General features: G+C 54.6%; 28 protein-coding genes, 1 pseudogene and 1 riboswitch. Of the genes and pseudogenes, 9 read left to right on the top strand and 20 right to left on the bottom strand.

Annotated features, from left to right (window positions below):
* Nucleotide 1: 1 nt before the first annotated feature.
* Together moaB and moaA are read right to left on the bottom strand one after the other, a co-directional pair.
* Nucleotides 2-514, bottom strand: coding sequence for a molybdenum cofactor biosynthesis protein B (moaB, locus tag ACR42C_RS07120; RefSeq protein WP_320721199.1), 513 nt, complete (start codon nucleotides 512-514; stop codon nucleotides 2-4).
* A gap of 24 nt (nucleotides 515-538) precedes the next feature.
* Complete coding sequence (gene moaA, locus ACR42C_RS07115; RefSeq protein ID WP_320721200.1) at nucleotides 539-1,528, bottom strand: GTP 3',8-cyclase MoaA; 990 nt, start codon at nucleotides 1,526-1,528, stop codon at nucleotides 539-541.
* Nucleotides 1,516-1,650, bottom strand: a riboswitch (molybdenum cofactor riboswitch). Its footprint overlaps the gene before it by 13 nt.
* 225 nt (nucleotides 1,651-1,875) lie before the next feature.
* Between moaA and yvcK the strand changes: the two genes are divergently transcribed.
* Entirely contained in the window at nucleotides 1,876-2,784 is a 909-nt protein-coding gene (yvcK, locus tag ACR42C_RS07110; RefSeq protein WP_316380459.1) for a uridine diphosphate-N-acetylglucosamine-binding protein YvcK, read from the top strand.
* Between the two features lie 71 nt (nucleotides 2,785-2,855).
* On the opposite strand, the gene uvrB is transcribed toward yvcK, so the two are convergent.
* A complete protein-coding gene (gene uvrB / locus ACR42C_RS07105; protein WP_316380460.1) occupies nucleotides 2,856-4,871 on the bottom strand; it encodes an excinuclease ABC subunit UvrB in 2,016 nt (671 codons plus the stop codon).
* Between the two features lie 751 nt (nucleotides 4,872-5,622).
* Between uvrB and ACR42C_RS07100 the strand changes: the two genes are divergently transcribed.
* Nucleotides 5,623-6,345 (top strand): ABC transporter ATP-binding protein, encoded by a 723-nt coding sequence (locus ACR42C_RS07100; RefSeq protein WP_116343367.1) that lies wholly within the window; start codon nucleotides 5,623-5,625, stop codon nucleotides 6,343-6,345.
* On the opposite strand, the gene bioD is transcribed toward ACR42C_RS07100, so the two are convergent.
* Genes bioD through bioB form a run of 4 tightly spaced genes read right to left on the bottom strand, consistent with a single transcriptional unit; the run spans nucleotide 6,308 to nucleotide 9,935 of the window.
* On the bottom strand, nucleotides 6,308-7,009 hold the full coding sequence (gene bioD / locus ACR42C_RS07095; RefSeq protein ID WP_192982878.1) for a dethiobiotin synthase: 702 nt from the start codon (nucleotides 7,007-7,009) through the stop codon (nucleotides 6,308-6,310). The genes ACR42C_RS07100 and bioD overlap by 38 nt on opposite strands.
* Nucleotides 7,002-7,757, bottom strand: a complete 756-nt coding sequence (gene bioC, locus ACR42C_RS07090; RefSeq protein ID WP_316380461.1) for a malonyl-ACP O-methyltransferase BioC — start codon at nucleotides 7,755-7,757, stop codon at nucleotides 7,002-7,004. Before bioC ends, bioD begins: the two co-directional genes overlap by 8 nt.
* The gene (gene bioF, locus ACR42C_RS07085; protein ID WP_479984922.1) at nucleotides 7,741-8,898 is read right to left on the bottom strand and encodes an 8-amino-7-oxononanoate synthase; all 1,158 of its coding nucleotides are present in this window, start codon (nucleotides 8,896-8,898) and stop codon (nucleotides 7,741-7,743) included. The genes bioC and bioF overlap by 17 nt, the downstream gene beginning before the upstream one ends.
* The gene (gene bioB / locus ACR42C_RS07080) at nucleotides 8,895-9,935 is read right to left on the bottom strand and encodes a biotin synthase BioB (RefSeq protein ID WP_116343363.1); all 1,041 of its coding nucleotides are present in this window, start codon (nucleotides 9,933-9,935) and stop codon (nucleotides 8,895-8,897) included. The genes bioF and bioB overlap by 4 nt, the downstream gene beginning before the upstream one ends.
* 86 nt (nucleotides 9,936-10,021) lie before the next feature.
* Between bioB and bioA the strand changes: the two genes are divergently transcribed.
* Nucleotides 10,022-11,311, top strand: a complete 1,290-nt coding sequence (bioA, locus tag ACR42C_RS07075) for an adenosylmethionine--8-amino-7-oxononanoate transaminase (protein WP_479984921.1) — start codon at nucleotides 10,022-10,024, stop codon at nucleotides 11,309-11,311.
* Nucleotides 11,312-11,359: 48 nt separating this feature from the next.
* Complete coding sequence (locus ACR42C_RS07070; RefSeq protein ID WP_479984920.1) at nucleotides 11,360-11,836, top strand: kinase inhibitor; 477 nt, start codon at nucleotides 11,360-11,362, stop codon at nucleotides 11,834-11,836.
* A 103-nt stretch (nucleotides 11,837-11,939) separates the two neighbouring features.
* Here the strand turns inward: ACR42C_RS07070 and hutH are convergent, their stop codons facing one another.
* The 5 genes from hutH to hutI all read right to left on the bottom strand — a co-directional run bounded on the left by hutH (nucleotide 11,940) and on the right by hutI (nucleotide 18,182).
* Nucleotides 11,940-13,460, bottom strand: a complete 1,521-nt coding sequence (hutH, locus tag ACR42C_RS07065) for a histidine ammonia-lyase (protein WP_479984919.1) — start codon at nucleotides 13,458-13,460, stop codon at nucleotides 11,940-11,942.
* Nucleotides 13,457-15,145: a urocanate hydratase gene (gene hutU / locus ACR42C_RS07060; RefSeq protein ID WP_166710495.1), complete on the bottom strand. Its 1,689-nt coding sequence runs from the start codon at nucleotides 15,143-15,145 to the stop codon at nucleotides 13,457-13,459. The genes hutH and hutU overlap by 4 nt, the downstream gene beginning before the upstream one ends.
* Nucleotides 15,146-15,272: 127 nt before the next feature.
* Nucleotides 15,273-16,007, bottom strand: coding sequence for a histidine utilization repressor (locus ACR42C_RS07055; RefSeq protein WP_116343358.1), 735 nt, complete (start codon nucleotides 16,005-16,007; stop codon nucleotides 15,273-15,275).
* Between the two features lie 19 nt (nucleotides 16,008-16,026).
* Nucleotides 16,027-16,965, bottom strand: coding sequence for a formimidoylglutamase (gene hutG / locus ACR42C_RS07050; RefSeq protein WP_395313852.1), 939 nt, complete (start codon nucleotides 16,963-16,965; stop codon nucleotides 16,027-16,029).
* Nucleotides 16,962-18,182 (bottom strand): imidazolonepropionase, encoded by a 1,221-nt coding sequence (gene hutI / locus ACR42C_RS07045; protein ID WP_479984918.1) that lies wholly within the window; start codon nucleotides 18,180-18,182, stop codon nucleotides 16,962-16,964. Before hutI ends, hutG begins: the two co-directional genes overlap by 4 nt.
* Nucleotides 18,183-18,406: 224 nt before the next feature.
* On the opposite strand from hutI, the gene ACR42C_RS07040 reads away from it, so the two are divergent.
* The gene (locus ACR42C_RS07040) at nucleotides 18,407-19,690 is read left to right on the top strand and encodes a putative acyl-CoA thioester hydrolase (RefSeq protein WP_316380469.1); all 1,284 of its coding nucleotides are present in this window, start codon (nucleotides 18,407-18,409) and stop codon (nucleotides 19,688-19,690) included.
* A 52-nt stretch (nucleotides 19,691-19,742) separates the two neighbouring features.
* On the opposite strand, the gene tisB is transcribed toward ACR42C_RS07040, so the two are convergent.
* On the bottom strand, nucleotides 19,743-19,832 hold the full coding sequence (gene tisB, locus ACR42C_RS07035) for a type I toxin-antitoxin system toxin TisB (protein WP_023332440.1): 90 nt from the start codon (nucleotides 19,830-19,832) through the stop codon (nucleotides 19,743-19,745).
* Between the two features lie 442 nt (nucleotides 19,833-20,274).
* A complete protein-coding gene (gene pgl / locus ACR42C_RS07030; protein WP_479984917.1) occupies nucleotides 20,275-21,270 on the bottom strand; it encodes a 6-phosphogluconolactonase in 996 nt (331 codons plus the stop codon).
* Nucleotides 21,271-21,410: 140 nt separating this feature from the next.
* Here pgl and ACR42C_RS07025 point away from each other — a divergent pair.
* From ACR42C_RS07025 to ACR42C_RS07015, 3 genes and pseudogenes are all read left to right on the top strand, one after another.
* Nucleotides 21,411-21,623, top strand: a pseudogene (locus tag ACR42C_RS07025) (HAD-IIB family hydrolase); the annotation flags it as partial.
* Between the two features lie 160 nt (nucleotides 21,624-21,783).
* A complete protein-coding gene (locus ACR42C_RS07020) occupies nucleotides 21,784-22,623 on the top strand; it encodes a pyridoxal phosphatase (RefSeq protein WP_171877509.1) in 840 nt (279 codons plus the stop codon).
* Nucleotides 22,624-22,661: 38 nt separating this feature from the next.
* Nucleotides 22,662-22,871, top strand: a complete 210-nt coding sequence (locus ACR42C_RS07015; protein ID WP_142900540.1) for a hypothetical protein — start codon at nucleotides 22,662-22,664, stop codon at nucleotides 22,869-22,871.
* 38 nt (nucleotides 22,872-22,909) lie between these two features.
* Here ACR42C_RS07015 and ACR42C_RS07010 read toward each other — a convergent pair whose 3' ends face one another.
* The 5 genes from ACR42C_RS07010 to ACR42C_RS06990 form a co-directional block, all read right to left on the bottom strand.
* Complete coding sequence (locus ACR42C_RS07010) at nucleotides 22,910-23,704, bottom strand: hypothetical protein (protein WP_219395058.1); 795 nt, start codon at nucleotides 23,702-23,704, stop codon at nucleotides 22,910-22,912.
* 80 nt (nucleotides 23,705-23,784) lie between these two features.
* Complete coding sequence (locus ACR42C_RS07005) at nucleotides 23,785-24,078, bottom strand: hypothetical protein (protein WP_105654428.1); 294 nt, start codon at nucleotides 24,076-24,078, stop codon at nucleotides 23,785-23,787.
* Nucleotides 24,079-24,087: 9 nt separating this feature from the next.
* Entirely contained in the window at nucleotides 24,088-24,408 is a 321-nt protein-coding gene (locus ACR42C_RS07000; protein WP_142900542.1) for a hypothetical protein, read from the bottom strand.
* A 1-nt stretch (nucleotide 24,409) separates the two neighbouring features.
* On the bottom strand, nucleotides 24,410-25,018 hold the full coding sequence (locus tag ACR42C_RS06995; RefSeq protein ID WP_117270164.1) for a hypothetical protein: 609 nt from the start codon (nucleotides 25,016-25,018) through the stop codon (nucleotides 24,410-24,412).
* Between the two features lies 1 nt (nucleotide 25,019).
* Nucleotides 25,020-25,475 carry a hypothetical protein gene (locus ACR42C_RS06990; protein WP_479984916.1) on the bottom strand — a complete coding sequence of 152 codons (456 nt, stop codon included), beginning with the start codon at nucleotides 25,473-25,475 and terminating at the stop codon, nucleotides 25,020-25,022.
* A 36-nt stretch (nucleotides 25,476-25,511) separates the two neighbouring features.
* On the opposite strand from ACR42C_RS06990, the gene ACR42C_RS06985 reads away from it, so the two are divergent.
* Nucleotides 25,512-25,964, top strand: a complete 453-nt coding sequence (locus ACR42C_RS06985; RefSeq protein WP_309600569.1) for a glycoside hydrolase family protein — start codon at nucleotides 25,512-25,514, stop codon at nucleotides 25,962-25,964.
* Nucleotides 25,965-26,004: 40 nt separating this feature from the next.
* Here ACR42C_RS06985 and ACR42C_RS06980 read toward each other — a convergent pair whose 3' ends face one another.
* A complete protein-coding gene (locus ACR42C_RS06980; protein WP_039261844.1) occupies nucleotides 26,005-26,274 on the bottom strand; it encodes a hypothetical protein in 270 nt (89 codons plus the stop codon).
* Between the last annotated feature and the right edge of the window lie 8 nt (nucleotides 26,275-26,282).

Raw genomic sequence — 26,282 nt, 5'->3', positions numbered from 1 at the left:
CTTATTTCTTTAAATGGGGATGGAAATTACAGGGCCGGGTACGGGCATCCAGCTGCGGGGCAATAATATTTTCCCACGCGGTGCGGCAGGCTTTAGTCGAGCCCGGTATGGCGAATATCAGGGTTTTGTTCGCCACGCCCGCTACGGCACGGGACTGAAGCGTAGAGGTGCCGATCTCTTCAAATGAGAGCATGCGAAACACTTCGCCGAAGCCTTCCACTTCGCGGTCGAACAGCGGGAGCAGCGCTTCGGGGGCCTGATCGCCTGCAGTAAAGCCGGTGCCGCCGGTAATCAGCACCACCTGGACGTCGTCACTCGCAATCCACTGCGAAACCTGCGCGCGAATGGCGTAACGGTTCTCTTTGACGATCGCTTTATCAACAATCTGGTGTCCGGCTTCGTGTGCCGCCTCGCGCAGCCAGTGGCCGGAGGTATCGTCTTCTTCACCACGGCGGTCGGAAACGGTAAGAATAGCAATGCGTGTCGGGATAAATTCTGCGCTTACCTGACTCATCTTCTGATTCCTTCTAAATCCTGATTACCCGCCGATGTAAGACAGGTTCTGAGTAATGCCGGTATTGCCCTGATGCAGGAAGTGGGTCTGTTTTTTATGCGCCAGTGCCCCGGAAATACGCGCTTCAAGCGCATCCTGCTGGGCATCGTCTGCCAGCAGATCGCGAAGGTCCACGCCGCCGTCGCCGAACAGGCAGAGATGGAGCTTGCCCACGGAAGAGACGCGCAGACGGTTACAGCTGGCGCAGAAGTCTTTCTCGTAGGGCATGATAAGCCCGATTTCGCCTTCGTAATCAGGGTGACAAAAGACCTGCGCCGGGCCGTCGCTGCGCTGGCGGATCTGATGGATCCAGCCGCGTCTCAGCAGCTCGTCGCGCAGCACCATGCCGGAGATGTGGTGACGGCGGAACAGCTCGCTGCCCTCTCCGGTTTCCATCAGCTCGATAAAACGCAGTTGAATACGGCGCGGTTTGATCCACGCCAGAAAGGTGTCCAGCTGATTATGGTTAACGTCGCGCATCAGCACCGTGTTGACTTTGACCTTTTCGAACCCGGCGGCAAACGCCGCGTCGATGCCGTCCATGACCTGGCGGAATTTGTCCTGCCCGGTAATGGCGTGAAACTGGCGTGCATCGAGGCTGTCCACGCTGACGTTGATAGCGGTTAAGCCAGCGTCGCGCCAGTTCGCCACGTCACGCGCCATGCGGTAACCGTTGGTGGTCACCGCAATCTGGCGGATACGTTCGTTTTCACGTACGGCGGCAATGATGTCGGGGAAATCACGACGCAGGGAGGGTTCGCCCCCGGTCAGACGGACTTTTTCCGTACCGAGCTCAGAGAACGCACGCGTGACGCGGCGCACTTCATCCACGGAGAGAAAGCCGTTATTGGTGACGCTGCCCGGCTTGTAGCCATCGGGCAGGCAGTAGGTGCAACGGAAGTTGCACACATCGGTAATCGACAGACGCAAGTAGTAAAACTTACGCGCGAAAGCATCAGTAAGTTGTGAAGCCATGTACACCTTTCCAGATACGGGAGGCACAGTCATTTCTTTCTGTACCCTGGTGGCAAATCCGCCACGGCCAGGGCGCCATATCATTCGACACAGGCGCCAGGGCTAGAGTGTATGTTTTCAACATTGAAAACGTGGTTTAAGCGATAGTAGCGCGGAAATTCTGGCGGCGCCATTATCACTTCACGCTATATAATTATCTATATAGCGAATCAATCGTGCATTTTCGCTACAGAATACTTAAAAACCGTATTTTCGCATTGATATACGTCATTTTGCGTCGGGTGAGGCATCGTCTTTTAGGGGTAGTTAGGTTACTGTTACGCGATTACAGGTGAAAAGGAATATGTATGCGCAGTCGCACTTTTGCGGATCTTGACCGAGTGGTCGCTCTTGGCGGAGGCCACGGCCTGGGCCGCGTTATGTCCTCGTTGTCGTCACTGGGCTCACGGCTGACAGGGATAGTAACAACCACCGACAACGGCGGCTCAACCGGACGCATTCGTCGTGCTGAAGGCGGCATCGCCTGGGGAGATATGCGCAACTGCCTGAATCAGTTAATTACCGAGCCGAGCGTCGCGTCGGCGATGTTTGAGTACCGTTTTGGCGGTAATGGCGAACTTTCCGGGCATAACCTTGGAAATTTAATGTTAAAGGCGCTTGATCACCTGAGCGTACGGCCTCTGGAAGCCATCAACTTAATCCGTAATCTGCTCAAAGTGGACGCATTCCTGATCCCGATGTCCGAACAACCGGTTGACTTGATGGCAATCGACGCCGAAGGGCATGAAGTTTATGGCGAGGTGAATATTGACCAGCTCATCCTGCCGCCAACTGAGTTAATGACCTATCCGAGCGTACCCGCCACGCGTGAAGCGGTGGAAGCTATCGGGGAAGCGGATTTAATTCTGATCGGCCCCGGCAGCTTTTACACCAGCCTGATGCCAATTCTGCTGGTGAAAGAGCTGGCGCAGGCGCTGCGTCGCACCCCTGCCCCGATGGTTTACATCGGTAACCTCGGCCGCGAGCTGAGCCCGGCCGCGGCAAGCCTGTCGCTGGCGGACAAACTCAATTTGATGGAGCACTACGTCGGGAAGAAGATCATTGACGGCGTAGTCGTGGGCCCAAAAGTGGATGTGTCAGGGATTGGCGATCGTCTGGTGGTGCAGGAGCCGCTGGAGGCCTCAGACATCAAGTATCGCCACGACCGTCACCTGCTGCGCGACGCGCTGGAGAAGGCGATTCAGGCGTTGGGTTAGGTTCGTTTTGTGCGGCCTGATGCCCTCACCCCGGCCCTCTCCCACAGGGAGAGGGAGAAAACAACGTTTACTCACGATGCCGCGATGAAAAGATCCCGCAGCTGATGAAGCTGGTCGCGGATCTGCGCCGCCTCTTCGAATTCCAGGTTCTGCGCGTGCTGCATCATCTGCCCTTCCAGCTCGTGGATTTTCTGCTGCAGCGCCTTCGGCGTCAGCACGACGGTATCTTCTTCTACCACTGAACGCGCCTTGCCGCGGCCTTTCGCTTTGGTCTTCGCAATGTTCTGACCCAGGGCCAGAATATCCACCACCTTCTTGTTCAGCCCCTGCGGCGTGATGCCGTGCTCTTCGTTATAGCGCTGCTGTTTCTCGCGGCGGCGTTCCGTTTCGCCAATCGCTTTCGCCATCGACGGGGTGATTTTGTCACCGTACAGAATCGCTTTCCCGTTGACGTTACGCGCGGCGCGGCCAATGGTCTGGATCAGCGAACGTTCAGAGCGCAGGAAGCCCTCTTTATCGGCGTCCAGAATCGCCACCAGCGAGACTTCCGGCATATCCAGACCTTCTCGCAACAGGTTAATCCCCACCAGCACGTCAAATTCGCCCAGACGCAGATCGCGGATGATCTCCATACGCTCCACGGTGTCGATATCCGAGTGCAGATAGCGCACCTTCTCACCGTGTTCTTCCAGATACTCGGTCAGGTCTTCCGCCATTCGTTTGGTGAGCGTGGTCACCAGCACGCGCTCGTTGATGGCGGAACGGGCCCGGATCTCAGAGAGCAGATCGTCCACCTGGGTCGCAACCGGGCGCACCTCGATAATCGGATCCAGCAGCCCGGTCGGACGGACCACCTGATCAATCACCTCATCGCCGGATTTCTCCAGCTCGTAGTTGCCCGGCGTGGCCGACACGTAGATGGTTTGCGGCGCCAGCGCCTCAAACTCTTCAAACTTCATCGGACGGTTATCGAGCGCTGACGGCAGGCGGAATCCGTACTCCACCAGCGTCTCTTTACGCGCGCGGTCACCGCGGTACATCCCGCCGATCTGCGGGATCGTGACGTGGGATTCGTCGATCACCAGCAAACCGTCTGCCGGAAGGTAGTCAAACAGCGTCGGCGGCGGCTCGCCCGGCCCGCGCCCAGAGAGGAAGCGCGAGTAGTTTTCGATACCCGAGCAATAGCCCAGCTCGTTCATCATCTCCAGATCAAACTGTGTGCGCTGGCTCAGGCGCTGCTCTTCCAGCAGCTTATTGTTCGCCAGAAGCACCTTACGGCGCTCTGCCAGCTCCACTTTGATCTCTTCCATCGCCTGCACGATACGCTCGCGTGGCGTCACGTAGTGTGTTTTAGGGTAGATGGTAAAACGCTGGATCACCGACTCAACGTGCCCGGTCAGCGGGTCGAACAGCGACAAACGCTCCACCTCTTCGTCAAACAACTCAACACGCAGCGCCATATCGTCCGATTCCGCAGGGAAGATGTCGATCACCTCACCGCGCACGCGGAACGTCCCGCGCTGGAACGCCTGGTCGTTACGGGTGTATTGCAGCTCGGCCAGGCGGCGCAAAATCGCGCGCTGATCGATGATCATCCCCTGCGTCAGGTGCAGCATCATCTTCAGGTAGAGATCCGGGTCGCCCAGGCCGTAAATCGCCGAAACCGACGCGACCACAACCACATCGCGACGCTCAAGCAGCGCCTTGGTCGCCGACAGTCGCATCTGTTCGATGTGTTCGTTCACCGAAGCATCCTTCTCGATGAAGGTGTCAGAGCTCGGCACATAGGCTTCCGGCTGGTAGTAATCGTAGTAGGAGACGAAATACTCCACCGCGTTTTCCGGGAAAAACTCTTTCATCTCGCCGTAAAGCTGTGCCGCGAGGGTTTTGTTGGGTGCAAGCACCATCGTGGGGCGCTGCAGGTCAGCGATCACGTTCGCGACAGTAAACGTTTTGCCCGAGCCGGTTACCCCCAGCAGCGTCTGGTGCGCCAGCCCGTCTTCCAGCCCCTCTTTAAGGCGACGGATCGCCTCAGGCTGATCGCCTGATGGGCGGAAAGCAGAATTCAGTTTGAACGGTTTACTCATGGGCGACGACCTGATGACGTTATAAGCGGCAGGTGAGTAATTTTACTCGTTGTTGCCAGGAATGCCAGTAAAAAACACTGGATGAAAAACCAGTGGCGTGTCAGGATATTTAGCGTAGCGGCTGAATCATTAGCGCGTTAGCGAACAAAATTTAGGCTCTGACGAGATAAAAAACCAGCCAGGCTGGGTTATCCCCAGAACTTTTTCTTTTTTAACATTTGTCAAGCCAGGTAATGATAGTTTTATGGCAACGAGTGACACTTTCATTACGGTAATTGCTTTTATCTAACCAATTAAATTATAAAGGATATTTTCTAAAGCCGCGTTTCGCGTCAATTTGGGCGAAAGCCGCGTCTTCTCTCGCTTATCGCGTGTTTTCTAACTCTAATGCACATGGTTATCCACAGGAATAGTGGATAACTGCTTCCAGCCCGTGCAGACCGCCGCTCAGCAAATTCCCGGATTTTCCCACGAGGCGGCAACAAAAAATTTTTATAGCTATTTTTTGACGATAAACAGTTGAGTCATTCATAACCAACCGGTGCGATCCTGCTCACATTTCCGCCATTTTTCGTCCTGCACCACCATTCAACACCGCCAGCACCGCCGATGTGCAATCCCCGTTCGTTTAGACGATTCACCGGTGGCTTATTCCTAAAAAAAGCCGTTTTTTTAATCGATTTACGCTTTCTGGCAGGGGTTTTGCAGAAGCATAAACGAGCGTCACCGACACATTTTTAAGGAGAGAAAGATGTTGAGTCTGCGTGCAGTGAATCAGTTTTACGGAAGCCAACATACGCTGTGGAACGTGGATTTAGATTTTCCGCAAGGGATGTGCACAGGCGTCGTTGGCCTGCCGGGGATGGGCAAAACCACCCTCATGAACTGCATTACCGGAAAAGTGCCCGTCGATAGCGGCACCATCATCTGGCATGAAGCGGGTGCACCGCCGCGTGATTTGCTCAGCCAGGCGTCAGAAGAGCGTTCAGGGCCGGGAATAGGCTATGTGCCGCAGGACAGGCGGATTTTTTCTCAGCTGACGATTGAGGATAATCTGCATATTGCCATGCGGGCGGTGGGGAAACCCGACCCGGCAGCGAAAAGCGACGTATACGATCTGTTCCCGGAACTCTACGCGCGACGTCAGACGCGAGGCAACACCCTTTCGCCGGAGGATCAGTATCAGCTCGCGCTGGCGAATGCGCTGGTCAACCGCCCGCGGATGCTGATTCTGGATGAACCCATGCACGGCGCGGGACACGGCTTTGCCCAGAAGCTGGCGCAGCTGCTGGTGCGCTTAAACCAGGAGTTAGGCATGACGGTGCTGTTAGCGGAGCAGCAGCTGTCGTTTATCCGCCGGGTGGCGGATCGGTTTTGCATGCTTTATCGCGGGCGTAACGTGGCGCACGGCCACGTTAGCGAACTGAACGATGAGCTTATTGCCCACTGGATGTCGCGGGAAGCAAGGCGCTGAGGTCGAGATAGCGCCCGGTTTCGGCATTTTCCGCGCCGTCAGCAAGCCAGGGAATTTCCCCAAGGCACGGCGCGGGCAGTACGCGCCTGAGCGTCGCCAGATACTCCTGATGTCGTTTCCCCGGCGCAACCACGTCGTTGGCTATCCAGCCCGCCAGACGCAGCCCGGCCTGCCGTACGGCCTGCGCGGTCAGCATAGCGTGATTGATGCAGCCCAGCTTAACGCCGACAACCAGAATGACCGGGAGCCGCTCGGCCTGCACCCAGTCAGCAAACGTCTGCGTGTCCGAAAGCGGCGTAAACCAGCCGCCCGCGCCTTCCACCAGCACCCAGTCGGCCTGGCTTTCGAGCGTCCGTAACCCGGCAGACAGCACGGCGAACTCAATCGGACGGCCTTCGTCGGCGCTGATAATGTGCGGCGAGGTCGGCTCGGCAAAGGTGTATGGATTGACCGCTGAATAGGCAAGCTTAAGGGTACTATTACGCTGGAGCGCCAGCGCATCGGTGTTGCGTAACCCTTCCGCCGTCATCTCGCTGCCGGAAGCAACAGGCTTATATCCGGCGGTGTTTTTCCCAAGCTTTCGCGCCGCCTGCAGAAGGGCCGCGCTGGCAACCGTCTTGCCCACTTCCGTATCCGTGCCGGTAACAAAATAACGTTCAGTCACGTTCGATAATCCCATGAAAAAGTTGATAAGAGAGCGGGAAAAAGCCCCGCTGCTGCGGCCAGGCCAGCTCCAGGCGCTGCAGCTGGCCCCGGGTCAGCGGTTTTTTCTCCCGCCCGGCGTGCAGGTGCGTAGCGCCGATGCCCTTCAGCGAACGCATGGCGCTGAACGCGTCGCTAAAATTGAGCGTGATGGTCTGCACCGTGCTGCGACAGCGCCAGCCTGCCAGCGCCTGCGTGACCTGCTCATGCGATAAGAAGCGGTTGGCATGCGGCTGCTCATCTACTGCCTGCCATGCCTGATTTAGTTCCGGCAGCGAGCTTTCCAGCAGGGTGGTAAAGGCCACCTTCCCGCCCGGGCGGGCGACGCGATAAAGCTCGCGTAAGGCCTGTTCCAGGCTGCTGCACCACTGCACCGCCAGATGGCTCCAGACCAGATCGAACTGCGCGTCCGCCAGCGGAATAGCCTCGATATCAGCCACAAGGTAGTGATGCGCAGCCTGCTGCTGGCGCGCCTCGTCCAGCATGGCGGGCGACAGGTCGATGGCCGTCACCTGGCTCCCCGCTTCACGCCAGTAGCGGCTGTTACTGCCGGGACCACAGCCGGCGTCCAGTACCTGCGGAAAGCGGTTCCCGCCAAGCGCGGCCAGGAGCCCCTGCGCGCTCTGGCGCTGCAGTTCATCGTGCTGAGAATAGCTCCGCGCGGCCCGGCCAAATGCCGCCGCAACGGCCTGTTTATTCACCGGCGTCATGGAGCGCCTCCAGCAGCGTCTGGATATCCCGAACTTCATGCGCCGCCGTCAGGGTTAAACGCAGCCGTGCGGTACCCGGCGGGACCGTTGGCGGGCGGATGGCGGTCACCCACATGCCGCGCTCGCGCAGCGCCTGTGCCAGCGCCAGCGCGCGGCCGTTTTCACCAACTATCACCGGCCGGATGGCGCTCTGCGACTCTGGACTGAGGAAGGGCAGAGCCGCCAGTCCCTGGCGGAAGCGGGAGATATGCTCTGCCAGCCGCTGGCGACGTTCATCCCCTTCTGCGCTGCGGATCACCGCCAGCGACGCAGACAGCGCCACGGCCTGTGCCGGGGGCATGCTGGTGCTGTAGATCAAATGCCGGGCAAACTGCAGCAGATAGTCAGCGACGGACTCGTTGCACAGTACGGCGGCGCCGCTGGCGCCAAAGCCCTTGCCGAAGGTGACAATCAGCAGCTCGGGCTTCACGTTTTGCTGGTATGCGCTGCCGCGACCTCCATCGCCCATCACGCCAATCCCGTGGGCATCGTCCACCAGCAGCCAGGCGTTTTGCCGCTTTGCGGCCTCGTGCAGCGCAGCAAGCGGCGCGCTGTCGCCGTCCATGCTGAACACCCCTTCGGTGACCGCCAGCTGTTGCCCGTCGCAGGGTTTATCAAGCAGCGCAGCAAGCTGTGACGCATCGTTATGGGCAAAGCGGCGCAGCTGCGCCGGGCTTAAATTTGCCGCCTCAAGCAGCGAGGCGTGACTTAAGCGGTCGGCGACAATGCGGTCCTCTTTCCCCATCAGGGCCGCGATGACCGCCTGATTGGCGGCAAAGCCCGAGATAAAGAGCAGCGCACGCGAATAGCCAAGCCAGTCGGCCAGCTCTTCCTCCAGCGCCTGATGCGCCGTGGTGTAGCCGCTGACGTGTCCCGAGCCGCCGCTGCCCACGCCAAACCGCTCCGCGCCCTGCTGCCAGGCGCGGACGATGGCCGGATGCTGGCTCAGTCCGAGATAGTCATTGCTTGAGAAATTACAAAACTGCCGCCCCTCGCGGGTCAGAAAACGGCCCGCGCCGTTTTCCACCACACTGCGTATGCGAAACGCCTCTGCCGCCCGGCGTTCTTCCAGCGCGGCATTAATTCGTGCCTGCCAGGTCATACGGCTGCCGCGTTGTAGAACTGGTCGGTGTCGGCGTTGAAAATCTGCTGCTCCAGCTGCTGCTGTTGCTCGTTATCGCCCGTCAGCACCTCGGTCTGGTGCGGGTTCAGCCCCAGCTTACGGAACAGCTGAACATCTTTGTCCTCTTCCGGGTTCGGCGTGGTCAGCAGCTTGCAGCCGTAGAAGATGGAGTTGGCCCCGGCCATAAAGCACATCGCCTGGGTTTGCTCGTTCATCTGCTCGCGGCCCGCAGAAAGGCGGACGTAAGAGGTTGGCATCATGATGCGCGCCACCGCGATGGTGCGAATAAAATCAAACGCATCCACGTCGTCATTATCCGCCAGCGGCGTGCCTTTGACCTTCACCAGCATGTTGATCGGCACGCTTTCCGGCGGGGTGGGCAGGTTCGCCAGCTGCAGCAGCAGGCCCGCGCGGTCTTTCACCGTTTCGCCTAAGCCGACAATACCGCCGGAGCAGACCTTGATCCCCGCTCCACGCACTTTGTCCAGCGTGTCCAGGCGCTCCTGGTAGGTGCGCGTGGTGATGATATTGCCGTAAAACTCCGGGGAGGTATCGAGGTTGTGGTTGTAGTAATCGAGCCCCGCCGCCGAGAGGCGCTGCGCCTGCTCCTCGTTCAGCGTGCCAAGCGTCATACAGGCTTCGAGGCCCATCTCCTTCACGCCCTTCACCATCTGCTCCAGATACGGCATGTCGCGGTCGTGCGGGTTCTTCCACGCCGCGCCCATGCAGAAGCGGGTCGAGCCAGCGTTTTTCGCCTTGCGCGCCGAGTCGAGCACCTGCTCCACTTCCATCAGCCGTTCGGACTCCAGGCCGGTTTTGTAGCGCGCGCTCTGCGGGCAATATTTGCAGTCTTCAGGACAGGCGCCGGTCTTGATCGACAGCAGCGTGCTGACCTGAACATGGCGCGGATCGAAGTGCTGACGATGCACCTGTTGGGCTTCAAACATCAGCTCAAGGAAAGGTTTGTTGAATAATTCAGTAACTTGCGACATCGTCCAGCGTGCGTGGTGAGCCATCGGGCTTCTCCAAAGGGTTTTGTTAATTTTCGGTTCGGTTTATACTCGTAAACCTAAAACTTTTCAAAATGGTTTACAAGTCGATTATGACCCAGGACGATCTCGCCTTCGACAAGCAGCATATCTGGCACCCTTACACCTCCACCACCTGCCCCCTCCCCGTCTATCCGGTGGCCTCGGCCCACGGCTGCGAGCTGCACCTTGCCAGCGGCGAGCGGCTGGTTGACGGAATGTCCTCCTGGTGGGCGGCCATTCACGGCTACAACCACCCGCGCCTGAACGCGGCGATGAAAGCCCAGATTGACCAGATGGCGCACGTGATGTTTGGCGGGATTACCCATCAGCCGGCGGTGGATTTATGCCGTCGCCTGGTGGCGATGACGCCTGAATCGCTGGAGTGCGTCTTCCTGGCCGATTCCGGCTCGGTAGCGGTGGAAGTGGCGATGAAAATGGCGCTGCAGTACTGGCATGCGAAGGGCGAAGCGCGCCAGCGGTTCCTTACCTTCCGCAACGGTTATCACGGGGATACCTTCGGGGCGATGTCGGTGTGCGATCCGGACAACTCCATGCACAGCCTGTGGAAGGGCTATCTGCCGGAAAACCTGTTTGCCCCGGCCCCGCAGAGCCGCTTCGACGGCGAGTGGAACGAGATGGACATGGTCGGTTTCGCGCGGCTGATGGCGGCGCATCGTCATGAGATTGCCGCCGTGATCCTGGAGCCAATTGTGCAGGGCGCAGGCGGGATGCGGATGTACCATCCGGAATGGCTGAGGCGCATTCGCAAGATGTGCGACCGCGAGGGCATTCTGCTGATTGCCGATGAGATCGCCACCGGCTTTGGCCGCACCGGCAAGCTGTTTGCCTGCGAGCATGCGGGCATTTCGCCGGATATTCTGTGTCTCGGCAAAGCGCTGACCGGCGGCACCATGACGCTCTCCGCCACGCTGACCACCCGCCAGGTTGCCGACACCATCAGCGACGGCGAGGCGGGCTGCTTTATGCACGGCCCGACGTTTATGGGCAACCCGCTGGCCTGCGCCGTGGCGAGTGAAAGCCTTGCGATTCTGGAGAGCGGCGAGTGGCAGACGCAGGTTGCGGCGATAGAAGTGCAGCTGAAATCGGAACTGAGCGCCGCCTCCGGTGCGAATTTCGTGGCGGACGTGCGCGTACTGGGCGCCATCGGGGTGATTGAAACCACCCATCCGGTGAATATGGCAGCGCTGCAGCGCTTCTTCGTGGACCAGGGCGTGTGGGTGCGGCCTTTCGGCAGGCTTATCTACCTGATGCCGCCGTATAGCATTACGCCAGAGCAGCTGCGTAAATTAACCGACGCGGTCGTAACAGCCGTTAACATTCCCGCGCATTTCACGATTTAACCCCATGCGTTACACTTCCTGAACGAGTGAATAACGAGGGTAAACCGTATGAAAATCATCAGTAAAGATCTGCGCGACGGTGAAACACTCCCTGAACGCCACGTTTTCAACGGCATGGGGTATCAGGGCGATAATATCTCCCCGCACCTGGCGTGGGACGAGGTTCCAGCCGGAACCAAAAGCTTTGTCGTGACCTGCTACGACCCGGACGCGCCGACCGGCTCCGGCTGGTGGCACTGGATCGTAGCGAACCTGCCCGCCGACACGCGCGTCCTGCCGCAGGGTTCCGGCTCTGATCTGGTTGCCCTGCCTGAGGGCGCGATTCAGACCCGCACCGATTTTGGTAAAGCGGGCTACGGCGGCGCGGCGCCGCCAAAAGGGGAAACCCACCGCTATATCTTCACGGTGCACGCGCTGGACGTGGAGAAGATTGAGGTTGATGAAGAGGCGAGCGGCGCGATGGTTGGGTTTAACGTGCATTTCCATTCGCTGGGCAGCGCGTCGATTACGGCGATGTATTCATAATCGAGCGAGTTAATGGCCCCTCACCCTAGCCCTCTCCCCATAGGGGAGAGGGAACTTGAACACCCTCTCCCCTATGGGGAGAGGGCCGGGGTGAGGGGAAACATCACAGTACGGAAGGCAATAACCCCACCAGACGCCCTTCTTCCAGCAGCACCATCGCCTTATCAATATCCGGCGCAAAGAAGCGATCATCATCGTAGTGCGTAACGTGCTCGCGCAGTTCCTGACGCGCCTGCTCCAGCAGCGGGCTGGATTTAAGCCCATCACGCAGATCGATACCCTGACACGCCGCCAGCCACTCCACCGCCAGCACGCCGCGGGTGTTGGAGGCCATTTCCCACAGACGACGCCCGGCAGCCGGCGCCATCGAAACGTGATCTTCCTGGTTTGCAGACGTCGGCAGGCTGTCCACGCTGTGCGGGTGCGACAGGGCTTTGTTCTCGCTTGCCAGCGCGGCTGCGGTCACCTGGGCAATCATAAATCCCGAGTTGACCCCACCATTACGCACCAGGAACGGCGGCAGCTGGGACATATGTTTATCCATCATCAGCGCAATGCGGCGCTCGGACAACGCGCCGACTTCGGCAATCGCCAGCGCGATGTTATCCGCCGCCATCGCCACCGGCTCAGCGTGGAAGTTGCCTCCGGAGACCACCTCCTTTTCCTGGGCGAACACCAGCGGGTTATCGGACACCGCGTTGGCCTCCACCAGCAGCACCTCTGCCGCCTGGCGCAGCTGCGTCAGGCACGCGCCCATCACCTGTGGCTGGCAGCGCAGGGAATACGGATCCTGAACCTTCTCGCAGTTATGGTGTGAATCGGCAATTTCGCTGGTGTCGGTAAGCACGTGGCGGTACATCGCGGCGGCATCAATCTGCCCGCGCTGACCGCGCACCTCGTGGATGCGGGCATCGAACGGGCGACGCGAGCCCAGCACGGCTTCGGTGGTCAGCGCACCGCACACTACCGCCGAGGCAAACAGATCTTCCGCTTCAAACAGGCCGCGCAGCGCGAAGGCCGTCGATGCCTGAGTGCCGTTCAGCAGTGCCAGCCCCTCTTTCGCCGCCAGCGTAATTGGCGTTAATCCGGCTTTTTTAAGTGCCTCCTTCGCAGGCAGCCACTCGCCCTGCCAGCGCGCTTTGCCTTCGCCCAGCAGCAGCAGCGACATGTGCGCCAGCGGCGCGAGGTCGCCGGATGCGCCTACGGAACCTTTGGCCGGGATCCACGGGTAGACCTCTGCATTCACCAGCGCCATCAGCGCCTGGATGACGCTCAGGCGAATGCCCGAGAAACCGCGCGCCAGGCTGTTGATTTTGAGCACCATCATCAGGCGGACAATCTCATCATCCAGCGGCTGACCCACGCCCGCCGCGTGCGACAGCACCAGCGAACGCTGTAAGTTTTCCAGATCGTGCGTGGCGATGCGGGTCTGCGCCAGCAGGCCAAAGCCGGTGTTAATCCCGTAGGCGGTGCGCCCCTCGGCCACGATGGCTTCAACGCAGGCGACGCTGTCATTAATGGCGGCGTGAGCGCTTTCATCCAGCGAAAGGGTGACCGGTTTACGCCAGACGTTACGCAGCTGTTTGAGCGTCAGCGAGCCGGGAGTGAGTGTTAAGGCGTTCATTCATGCTTTCCTTGTGTGGCAGGGATCATCGGCAGGTTCAGCCCCTGCTCTTTGGCACAGTCAATGGCAATCTCGTAACCCGCATCCGCGTGACGCATCACGCCGGTTGCCGGGTCGTTGTGCAGCACGCGAGCGATACGCGCAGCGGCTTCATCGGTACCGTCACAGACGATGACCATCCCGGAATGCTGGGAGAAGCCCATCCCCACGCCGCCGCCGTGGTGCAGCGAGACCCAGGTCGCGCCGCTGGCGGTGTTCAGAAGGGCGTTGAGCAGCGGCCAGTCGGAGACCGCATCCGAGCCGTCGCGCATGGCTTCGGTTTCGCGGTTCGGGCTGGCAACGGAGCCGGAGTCCAGGTGGTCGCGGCCAATGACGATCGGCGCGGAGACTTCACCGCTGCGCACCATTTCGTTGAAGGCGAGGCCCAGCTTTTGCCGCCACTCCAGCCCAACCCAGCAGATGCGCGCCGGCAGGCCCTGGAAGCTGATGCGCTCGCGGGCCATGTCCAGCCAGTGGTGCAGATGTTTGTCATCCGCAACGATCTCCTTCACTTTGGCATCAGTTTTGTAGATATCCTGCGGATCGCCGGACAGGGCAACCCAGCGGAACGGGCCGATGCCGCGGCAGAACAGCGGGCGAATATAGGCAGGCACGAAGCCGGGGAAGTCGAAAGCGTTATTCACGCCCATCTCTTTCGCCATCTGGCGGATGTTGTTGCCGTAGTCAAAGGTCGGAATCCCCATCTGGCTGAAGGCCAGCATGGCAGAAACGTGTTCGGCCATAGAGCGTTTCGCGGCAAGCACGGTGCCTTCCGGGTCGGTCTCCGCTTTTTGCTGGTATTCTTCCCACGCCCACCCTTTTGGCAGGTAGCCGTGCAGCGGATCGTGGGCGCTGGTCTGGTCGGTGACGAGATCCGGGCGCACGCCGCGGGCAACCAGCTCCGGCAGAATATCCGCCGCGTTGCCGCACAGGGCAATCGACACGGCTTTGCCTTCGGCGGTGTATTTTTTAATGCGCGCCAGCGCATCGTCCAGATCGGTTGCCTGTTCATCGACGTAGCGGGTGCGCAGACGGAAATCAATGCGGCTCTGCTGGCACTCAATGTTCAGCGAGCAGGCGCCGGCAAGCGTGGCGGCCAGCGGCTGTGCGCCGCCCATGCCGCCGAGACCCGCGGTCAATACCCAGCGGCCTTTGAGCGAGCCGTTATAGTGCTGGCGACCGGCCTCCACGAAGGTTTCGTAGGTTCCCTGAACAATCCCCTGGCTGCCGATGTAGATCCAGCTACCGGCGGTCATCTGGCCATACATCGCCAGCCCTTTCGCATCCAGCTCGTTGAAGTGTTCCCAGGTGGCCCAGTGCGGCACCAGGTTAGAGTTGGCGATCAGCACACGCGGCGCGTTTTTATGGGTTTTGAACACGCCAACCGGCTTGCCGGACTGCACCAGCAGGGTTTCGTCGTGTTCGAGTTCGGTCAGGGATTGTACAATGGCGTCATAGCATTCCCAGTTGCGCGCGGCGCGGCCTATGCCGCCGTAGACCACCAGCTCGTGGGGATTTTCCGCCACCTCGGGATCGAGGTTGTTCATCAACATGCGCAGCGGGGCTTCGGTGAGCCAGCTTTTGGCGGTAAGCGTGGTGCCGCGCGCGGCGCGGACGTCCTGCTGACGGTATTTACCTGACGACATTGTGTGCTCCTCATAAGGGACAGATGATGCATTTAGATATACTTGTATAGACAAGCACACACAAGGTCGTATTTAACAAAAAAGATACAATTTTGTTATATTGCGTTAGCGATCACGCTTATAAAACTTATGACATAAAGTGGCCCTGTAGCCGGTAACGGTTACCCGGGAATAGCAGCCGGGCATGCGACACGATGTGCGATGACGACCAGGTACGACGGCGGATCAGCAGGCACGGATCATGCTCTTTAATGCGCAGCCGTTCGCACTCCTGCGGCGTGGCGCGCACGGCCTCCACAATGTGCTCCCCTTCCGTCAGCGGAGCGACGAGCGAGAGATAGGCATGTGGCGTAGTTTGGGTGTAATCCTGATTGAGATAGTCCGGTATCCGCTCTGCGTTGACGCAGCGATCTTCAATCTGCACCGGAATGTCGTTTTCAAAATGCACCATCACGGAGTGGAAGATGCGGCTGCCCTCTTTGACGTTCAGCTCTGCGGCCTGCTCGACGCTGGCCTGGGTCTCTTCAAGCACCAGCACTTCGCACCGGTGATGATGATTACGCGCGGCAATTTCGTCCGCGATGCTGCGGATTTCAAACAGGGCTGATTGCCCTTTCGGTTCCGCCACAAACGTCCCCACTCCCTGCAGGCGCACCAGAAGCCCTTCGTCGGTCAGCTCTCTCAGCGCCCGGTTGACGGTCATCCGGCTAAAACCGAACTGGGCCACCAGCTCGGCCTCCGACGGAATGCGGTCGTGCGGGCGCCAGACGCCGGTTGCGATTTTTTCGCTGATCGCCTGCTTCACCTTTTCATAGAAAGGCGCGGGAGGGCTCGGCTGCGGCAGGGGCGAGCGTGAAAACATCATGACTCCTTAAATAGTGTTATGCCCACCAGTGAGCAATTTGCCAGGCCAGACGGGCGGCGAGCTTTGCGCCCTGTCCGTCCCGATCGTACTGCGGGTTAAACTCTACCAGATCGGCGGCCTGCAGCTTACCGCTGCGGCAGATTTGTTCGATAACCGGCAGCAGATCCAGCGCCGGGACTCCTAACGCGGCCGGGGCGGAAACGGCAGGCATTTCGCTTGCGGGCAGAACGTCCAGATCGATCGTCAGGTAGACGCGATCGGCCTGCGCCAGCACCTTTTCCAGCGCCGGTAGGGCCTCGCGCCTGAAATGGAGATCCTCTACCAGCCTGACGTTCAGGCGTTCGGCCTCATCCCACAGTGCCTGGGTGTTCGCCGCGCGGCTGACGCCAAAGCAGGCGTAGCGAAACTCGCTCCCGCGTTCATCGCAGTAGTTAGCCAACTGACGAAACGGCGTACCGGACGTCGCCCGGTCGGCCTTGCGCAGGTCAAGATGCGCATCCAGATTTATCACCGTCACACGCTCTCCAGGGAACGCATCCAGAATTCCCCGACCATGCGCCCAGGCGGTTTCGTGCCCGCCGCCAAACACCAGCGTGCGCATCCCGGACTGCTGGCAGGCCGTGACGGCATCGCTTAACGCCTGCTGTGCCGCTTCCAGCTCATCGCCCTCAACGTACACCGAGCCCATATCCGCCAGCCGTTCGTGCCCCTGATGGCTTGCCATATTTGCCAGCGCTTTGCGCAGGATATCAGGAGCCTGTACGGCGCCAGGCCTGCCCTGATTGCGTTTAACCCCTGCATCACATTCAAAGCCTATCAGCGCAATGCCGGATGAAAGCGGCGTAAACTGCGCCTGATGGTGTATCGTCTGGAAAATGCGCGTTGCATTGCTGGCCTCGGCGCTGTCGTCGCGCCCCTGCCAGACGGTTTCGGCTACGGGCCGCCATAACCTCATACTGCCTCCCCACGGAAAACGCGTTGATAAAGCGGCTTGCGCCCCGGCTCGTAGACCATCTCCACCGGGTGGCGAGCATCCCAGACGATAAAATCAGCGACAAACCCCGCCCGCAGCTGCCCGTGGGTAGCACCGCGCCCCAGCGCCTGCGCCGCATGCCGCGTGACGCCAGCCCAGGCCTCTTCCGGTGTGAGGCCAAACTGGACGCAGGCCATATTCATCGCCAGGTGCAGGCTGGCAAACGGGCTGGTGCCGGGGTTATAGTCGGTGGCGACGGCCATCGGGACCCCCTGTTTTCTGAGCCGTTCAACCGGCGGACGCTGGCGCTCCTGAAGAAAATAGAACGCGCCGGGAAGCAATACCGCAACCGTGCCGCTTTCCGCCATCGCCTGAACGCCTGCGTCATCGAGATATTCGATATGATCGGCCGACAGCCCGTTATATTGGCTCACCAGCGCCGCGCCGCCCTGATTCGACAGCTGTTCAACATGTCCCTTCACCGGGATTCCGAGCGCGGTCGCGGCCTGGAAGAGGCGCTCGGTTTGCGACGGGGTAAAGCCGACGTTTTCACAAAACACGTCTACTGCTTCATATAACTCTTTTTGCCACAGCGTGGGCAGGATCTGCTCACAGACCAGCGTGAGGTACGCATCCGGATCCTGCCGGTATTCCGCTGGTACGGCGTGTGCGGCCAGCAGCGTTGCGCTGATATCGATCGGATTATTGAGGCTCAGCTGGCGGGCAACCTGCAGCATCTTCTCTTCGGCCTCGGCGTTGAGTCCGTATCCCGATTTGATTTCAACGGTCGTCACACCTTCATTCATCAGACGCTGGAGCCGTTGCTGCGCCAGTGTCAGCAGGGTTTCCGGGGAACTGCCGCGCGTTGCCGTCACGGTGGCGTTAATCCCGCCCCCCTGGGCGCTGATGGTTTGATAAGAGACGCCGTTCAGACGCTGCTCCCACTCCGCCGCGCGGTCGCCGCCGAACACCAGGTGGGTATGGCAGTCAATCAGGCCTGGCGTGACCAGACGTCCCTCAAGATCGACGACGTGACGGTGTCCGGCAGGAATGTCAGATTCAGGGATCACGGCAAGGATAGTTTGACCGCGCACGACCAGGGCGTGCTGCTCTTTCAGGCCATAGGGCGCGGATGTGTCGGGAACCATTGTTGCCAGTCGCGCATTTCGCCATATTACGTCGTCAGGATGAAGCTGCATGGGCATTCCACTTGTCATGGGTTGTATAGACATTTATTTGCATACGTCGTCTGCTGTCAACCGCCTTGAGGGAAAATGTTATTTATTTGTGATGACTTTCCCGTCACCTCATGGCAAAAAATGCAACTTTTACCCTTTTTATCTTCCCGTTTCGCTCAACTTAGTATAAAAAAGCAGGCTATTTCGTCTATCCCGTAAAGACTTGCATACCCAGGAGCTTCACCTTGAACATTTCCAGGATTTCCCGTCTGGCGTTAGCGCTCGCCTTTGGCGTGACATTATCCGCATGCAGTTCAACACCACCGGATCAGCGACCTTCTGAGCAGGTAGCGCCCGGTACTGCTTCCCGCCCGATTTTGTCCGCAGATGAAGCGAAGAACTTCGACCGTGCCCACTACTTCTCGGCAATGGATCCTAACGCCGCGCCGTGGACACCGTCTTCAATTAACCTGCCCAAACAGCCTGACTTCGTGGTTGGCCCGGCGGGTGCGCAGGGCGTTACGCACACCTCCATTCAGGCTGCGGTTGACGCGGCCATTACTAAACACAGCGCGTCTCGCCAGTACATCGCGATCCTGCCGGGTGAATATGAAGGCACCGTGTATGTTCCGGCGGCCCCGGGCAGCATTACGATTTACGGTCTGGGCGAAAAAGCGATCGACGTAAAAATTGGCCTGGCGATTGATTCCGAAATTGACAACAACACCTGGCGTCACCTGGTGAACCCGGCCGGCAAATATATGCCGGGCAAACCGGCGTGGTATATGTTTGATAACTGCCAGAGCAAGCGTTCCGCCACCGTTGGCGTGATGTGCTCGGCGGTATTCTGGTCTCAAAATAACGGCCTGCAGCTGCAGAACCTGACCATCCAGAATACCCTGGGCGACAGCGTAGATGCCGGTAACCACCAGGCCGTTGCGCTGCGTAGCGATGGCGATAAGGTGCAGATTAACAACGTCAACATTCTGGGTCGTCAGAACACCTTCTTCGTGACCAACAGCGGCGTGCAGAACACCCTGCAGAATAACCGCCTGACCCGTACGCTGGTGACCAACAGCTACGTTGAAGGTGACGTGGATCTGGTGTCCGGTCGCGGCGCGGTAGTGTTTGATAACACTGATTTCCGCGTGGTGAATTCCCGTACCCAGCAGGAAGGCTACGTGTTTGCGCCAGCAACTCAGTCTAACCTGTTCTACGGCTTCCTGGCCGTGAACAGCCGCTTCAACGCGGCCGGTGACGGCGTGGCGCAGCTGGGCCGCTCTCTGGACGTGGACTCTGCCACTAACGGCCAGGTCGTTATCCGCGACAGCGTGATCAACGAAGGCTTTAACGTGGCGAAGCCGTGGGCTGATGGCGCTGTCTCCAAACGTCCGTTCTCCGGCAATACCGGTACGATGGATGATAAAGGGAACGTGCAGCGCAACCTGAACGACGCGAACTTCAACCGCATGTGGGAATACAACAACCGCGGTCTGGGCAGTAACGTGGTCGCTGAGCCGAAGCAGTAAGATAAGAGTAAAAGGGGGATGTTAATCCCCCTTTTTACTGCGACTGGATACGTCAGGCACCAAACTTAAGATACGCATCCAATAGTTGCATAATCGCAACCATGAGTTGCAGGAACAGAATTGCCCATTCCACACCGCTCATACGCCACTCCTTTGGTATAGAGCACTTCTCCTCTGATTTACCTTTCCGCTGCCTGTCACCAGAGGTGTGTTGGTTATGTTTTGACGTGCTCCGCAGTTTAGGCACTGTCGGCACCACCCGACAGCCAGGACTTGAAACGGATCCTGAATTGCGGAACTGCAACACATCAAACCAACGAACAGAATGATATCAGACCATTACTGTACATAAAAACAGTTAAATGGAGTTTAGGAATTTATAAAGAGAAAACAAATAAGTAACTGTTTATACTGAATATTAATATCCACCATCGTCTCATAATCTCTTTTTTTCGTTGATGATGAATTTACATCACCTTAAGCCAATATTATGATGGACGTGTTGGTTACGTTTTGATGTGCTCACCCGGCAACCACCGGGCATAAAAAACCTCGCATTCGCGAGGTTTTTTGTTTTTAGCGGCTTAGTGAGCGTTTACCACTACCCACATTGGCCCCTGGCCGACGGCGTACCGTCCTTTCTCTTCCAGCAGCCCCTGCTCGCCTTTGATTTCATACAGCGCGATGTGGTGGGATTTCTGCCCCGCCGCAATCAGGTATTTACCGCTGTGATCGATATTAAAGCCGCGCGGCTGGGTTTCCGTTGGCTGGAAACCTTCAATCGCCAGCACGCTGCCGTCTTCAGAGACGCTAAACACGGTAATCAGGCTGGAGGTACGGTCGCAGGCGTAAAGGTGGCGGCCATCCGGCGTGATGTGAATATCCGCCGCCCAGCGGGTATCGGAGAAGTCAGACGGCATCATATCCAGCGTCTGCACGCACTCAATCTGACCGTTTGGATCTTTCAGTTCCCATACGTCCACAGAGCTGTTCAGTTCATTGACGACGTAGGCATATTGCTGGTTCGGGTGGAAGACCATATGGCGAGGACCTGCGCCCTCAACGGTGGTGACCTCAGCCGGATTCTGCGCCACCAGGTGACCATCGTCGCTCAGGGTGAACAGGCAGATACGATCCTGCTTCAGCGCAGGCACCCACAGCGTGCGGTTGTCCGGAGAGATATTCGCCGAGTGACAGCCTTCCAGCCCTTCCACCACATCCACGGTATCCGTCGGAATACCCTCTTCAAGTCGCGTCACGCTGACGCAGCCCGCATTATAGGAGCCGCTGAAAACGAAGTTGCCTTTACGATCGGTCGAGATGTGGGTTGGGCTGCCCGGCAGTGGCGCTTCAGCGGTGTAGGTCAGCGCGCCGTCGTCAGGAGAGATACGGTAGGCCAGCACGCGAAACTCCGGGCGCACACCCACGTACAAGAAACGTTTATCCGGGCTGATGACCATCGGTTGCACCTGGCCCGGCACATCAACAACCTGAACCAGCGTGAGCGAACCTTCTGCATTCAAGCGCCAGACGTGGATCTGCTGACTTTCAGGACTGGCGGTATAAACGGTTTGTTTCATGAATACTCCTTTCCTCACTGCACGTGAAAGTGATTATTTTTAACGGTGAATGCTGAATTTTAGCCAGGAATTATGCAGCGATTTACTCTCGGTGTAACATCCCCTGAGACCTAAAATTCAACATTAACCCGGAAGAACAAATGACCTCGCGTGTGATTGCACTGGATTTAGACGGAACATTACTTACCCCTCAGAAAACCCTGCTCCCCTCCTCCCTTGAAGCGCTTAAACGCGCGCAGGAAGTGGGATATCAACTCCTTATCGTAACGGGTCGACATCACGTTGCCATTCACCCTTTTTATCAGGCACTGGCGCTAGATACACCTGCAATTTGTTGTAATGGCACTTATTTGAGTGTGTGACGCTTATTACAACATCTTTACCCATCTAGGGCAATACGCCAGTATCCAACGCTGTTCCAGTACTCAACAAGACTCTTCACCTTGTTTCGTCGTAGCCGCAAAGCGGTGTACTATCGGAAAAACTACATACCAAAATCAGGTGAATCTCTACATGGACTATCAGGTAATCGCCCTTGATCTGGACGGCACTTTATTGACGCCAGAAAAAACTATTTTACCAGCCTCACTATCTGCCCTACAGAATGCCCGTAAATCAGGGGCAAAGGTTGTCATAGTTACCGGACGGCACTTTGTAGCCATCCATCCTTTTTATCAGGCATTAGAACTTAATACACCAGCTATATGTTGTAATGGTGCTTTATTGTACGATTACATCGAAAAAAGAGTTATTTCCTCAGACCCATTACAACCAGAACAAGCTACACAATTAGTAAACTTACTTGATAGTTACAATGTTCATAGCCTGATGTATGCCGATAATGCCATGTTCTACCAAGAACCAACGGGGCATATTATCCGTACAGAAAATTGGGCTAAATCTCTTCCTGAGTCACAACGTCCAATCTTCAAACAAGTACCCTCTCTGAGTGAAGCCTCGCAAAATGTTGATGCTATCTGGAAATTCGCCCTTACTGATTCTGATACTGAAAAACTACATAACTTTGGTCAGATCGTAGAGCGTGAGCTTGGCCTTGCCTGTGAATGGTCTTGGCACGATCAAGTAGACATAGCACAAGCCGGAAACAGTAAGGGTAAACGCTTGGCACAATGGGTAGAATCGCAAGGCTTATCTATGAGCCAGGTTATGGCCTTTGGTGATAATTTCAACGATCTAAGTATGCTGGAGACTGCTGGCCTGGGTGTTGCTATGGGTAACGCTGTTGATGAAGTGAAAGCGTGTGCTGATTTAGTAATAGGTAACAATACGGAAACTGGAATTGCTGATGTAGTAAATCAGTACTTCGAAAACGTTAGTGAAGAAATCGTATAGTCTTAGATAATTATCAATGATTACGAAAGGATAAAATCATGACAGAAGAACAATTTGAACGTGAGTATCCAAAAGAAAAGTATCTGTATGTACGAAAGTGTAGAAGAGTAAAAGGTTCGATGGGACAAACTGAAATTGAGGAATATGATATCATCCTTAAAGAAACAGGTGAGACTGTCCTAAAAGCTACTCGTACTGAACACACGAACTTAAGAGGATTAGATACTACTATCACATGGGATTGGTGAAAACAAAAGCCCGTTTAATCAAACGGGCTTTTATAATGTCACTTAGGCTCAAAAACATCAAATATTGACATCTCTTCTATCTTCATCCTCTCAATTAAAGTGTTCAAATCTTCTTTGAGCTGAATTATTTCTGAACAGAGCATCAGACTTTTATCGACAAAATCGTTATTTGACATATCCCATGTCAAACTGTCATATGCCTTACTATCGTCACCATCAACTACATATAGATTCCAATAGGATACTATAACGATAACGTATGTAAGTAACTCAAATTCTTTGGAGGTTATAGATGATAGTATTTTTTTATAGTTATCAAGATCTGGTTCAATATTTTTCCTGACTAACCATGAAAGAGTTTTTACATATTTCAAATCAGCACTAAGCAAATTCAATGATTCGCTACCTTTACCCATAATAACATTATATGATCTTAATGAGTTACATAATTCACGAGCTAATTTGAAATCAGTTGATTTTCTGGACTTAATATTATTCAGAAATGTTTGTGTAATTTTAACATATACTGTGGGAACATAAATTCTTTTAATATCGGGTATAATATTAGTCATGATGCTAACACATTTATCTATTACTTTATCTTTAGTAGCATCCCGTTTCCATTTTCTCGCAAACACCAAACCTAAAATCGCAGCAAGTGCCATAATAGCATTTGCTAACGCACTAATAGAGTCAGACAACTTATCAGTTTTAATAAAACAAAGTACAGATAAAATACCAAAGAAAAATGATAGAATAGAAATCAAATTAACTCTTAGGAATTTTACTACAATATCAACTATTTTATTGAAATTCATTGTGATAACCATCATCAGCATCGCCTACAAAAGATTACCAGCATCACTCATCGGATATCAAGAAATATATCATTAGAATGCCCACAAAGGGCTTTCTAGCTGCCACCAACCATGATTAGAAGTACTTGTAGTAGCTGCCCCAAAGGTACTTGAATTACTACGATACCAAAGGCATCAAGTACTGGTACTATGATCCAGTTATAGAGAATGATTAAGGTGATCACAAAGCCAAGAGCATTACGCCAATGGAATGATACCTTTTCAATCTCTTCTTTGTTAGTTTCTATCTGCCCTTCGGCATTTGTTTTTTCTACATCTGATTGAATAGTTTTTCTCTTAATGAAAAAATCCATACCCTTTGATAGTAGTTCTAGTATTACACCAATCATAATTAGTCCTTATTGTATTTGGCAAACACAAGAAACTACGCGATGACCTTTAAAGATGTGGTTGTAAGATAATACTACCTTTACTTCTACTTGTTCTTTTAATAGTTCAATCATCAATACATCATCTTCATTTACTTTAGGTGTTGTATGATGATGAAAACTATATACGACTAAATCGCCTTTTGTTTTATCTACTTTCTTTTTTATGAGCTTACTACCAGATAGTGCTTTATCATATGGTAAGGTAACACTTACAGGTTGTATTGTCTGAAAAGAAAAATCTGTTAGTACAGAATGATCATAACATGGGAAATTTTCTAAGTTATCCATCTTACTTCCTCCAACGGTAATCAAACGTACCGCGTAATGTTCTTAATTGTTCTATTACTTGCTTCTCGGTTTCATCATAGAAATCAAACAATGGTTTTCTACCAACGGAACCATAATAACCAATCACCCTTTGTTCACGTGCCAGTTTAGGATTACGTTTAGAGGATTTCTTGGTAGTGTCGATTAAGTACGTGTTACCGTTCCTACTCTTCACCTTTTTGTATTTATCACTCTTGGTTCTCGAACGTAGTTGTGTAATGTTACCTTGCTTAGTTAACTTAGCATTCTGATACGGTATGATCTTCCCTTCACTAACATTCTTATATGCTGGATCAAGAACGTACTTTAGATATGATGCTTGATTAGGTAGTAGGATGATCTGGTTAACTGACTTGAACTCACTTATCTTTCTAAAGTTAAAGTACATACTCTTTCCAGTAAACGCGACACCACCACCCGCTACATCATTATCAATTTTTCTTTGAATGTGCTGTGTAACTATACGCATACGGCTACTTAATTCTTTTTTAAATTCTTGTCCTATCTTTGGGCTATTCTTGTTTATGAATCGCTTCATATCATTAGGACTATTGCCACCCTTCCATGCCATATTACCTATTCCCTAACGTCGCTACTAAATCTTGTAGTACATTGAATAAATCACGTCTATTCTTTGGTAAACGTGCTTTACATAGAATTGCCTTGTTTAGATTGTCTGGATGTAAACCAAAGTATGAGATCAACGCCGTTTCAATAATGCTTGCTTCTGCGTCTGATTTAACACAATACAAAATCTTCTTTGTATAATCCATGCCAGCATCAATCATATCATTCACTGTCTTACTACTACCTGTGTAGTTTTTCCAGTTAGATTCTACAGAAGTAACTTTTAGTTTATCTATGCTTTTTACTTTTTGATAAATCATTTTCTTTCCATAATAGAATTCACCTGTTTCTGGAAACTCTATGATGTAAACAAAAGATGTATAGTTGCCGTCTGTTACGTCTGAAATATCCCATTGGTCCTTATCGAACATTTCCCAATTCTTATTAATGCGTCCTGCCATTAGTAAATACCTTTTTAAAATTAACTAAAGGTATTTATGAAGATGGATTTAAAAATACGATTAATAGAATATGAGGGTTCACGAGCATATCAAACACGTATGGGATACTTTCGCAATGACAAGTACTACCCTTATAAAGATACAGAAGGATTCTTAACTGTAGGATTCGGGCATAAAGTACTACCAAATGAAAACTTCACTAACGGTATTACTGAGATTGAAGCACTTCGACTACTTGATAAAGATATAGCCATAGCAACAAGCCAGCTAAGTAAACTGAACCTAACCATTCCTAAAGATTGGCAAGACTTCATGATCATCATGATTTTTCAACTTGGCCTATCTGGAACGATGAAGTTTAAAAAGATGATTCAAGCACTACGTGATGCCAACTACACGGAAGCAATCAAACAAGCAAAAGATAGTTTATGGTATCGTCAGACACCAAATAGAGTTAATGCGATGATCGCACAACTAACTAATAAGTAAAAAAAGGGATAGTATCAATTACGGTACTATCCCTTTTTAATTACTGCTTTGATTGTTCAAGAATAGTAATAATCCTTTCAAGTTTGATATCCAATTCGTGAATTTGAATTTCAAGGTTTCGCAAGGTTTCTTTCATCTTGTCTTGTTCGTCGCTTAGACGTGTAATGTTACTATCTTGTACCGCAATGGTAGTTTCAAGGTAGGATACACGACTTAATAAATCAGTAGTATCCTTTGTATTGTCACGGAAGATAGAATATAAAACGCCCAACCCACTAATAACCAGAGCAAGAAGTGTCCCAATATCCATTAAGAATT

It is taken from the genome of Enterobacter sp. MG-EB028, assembly GCF_056673305.1.
This window is presented reverse-complemented; position numbering and strand designations above follow the sequence as displayed.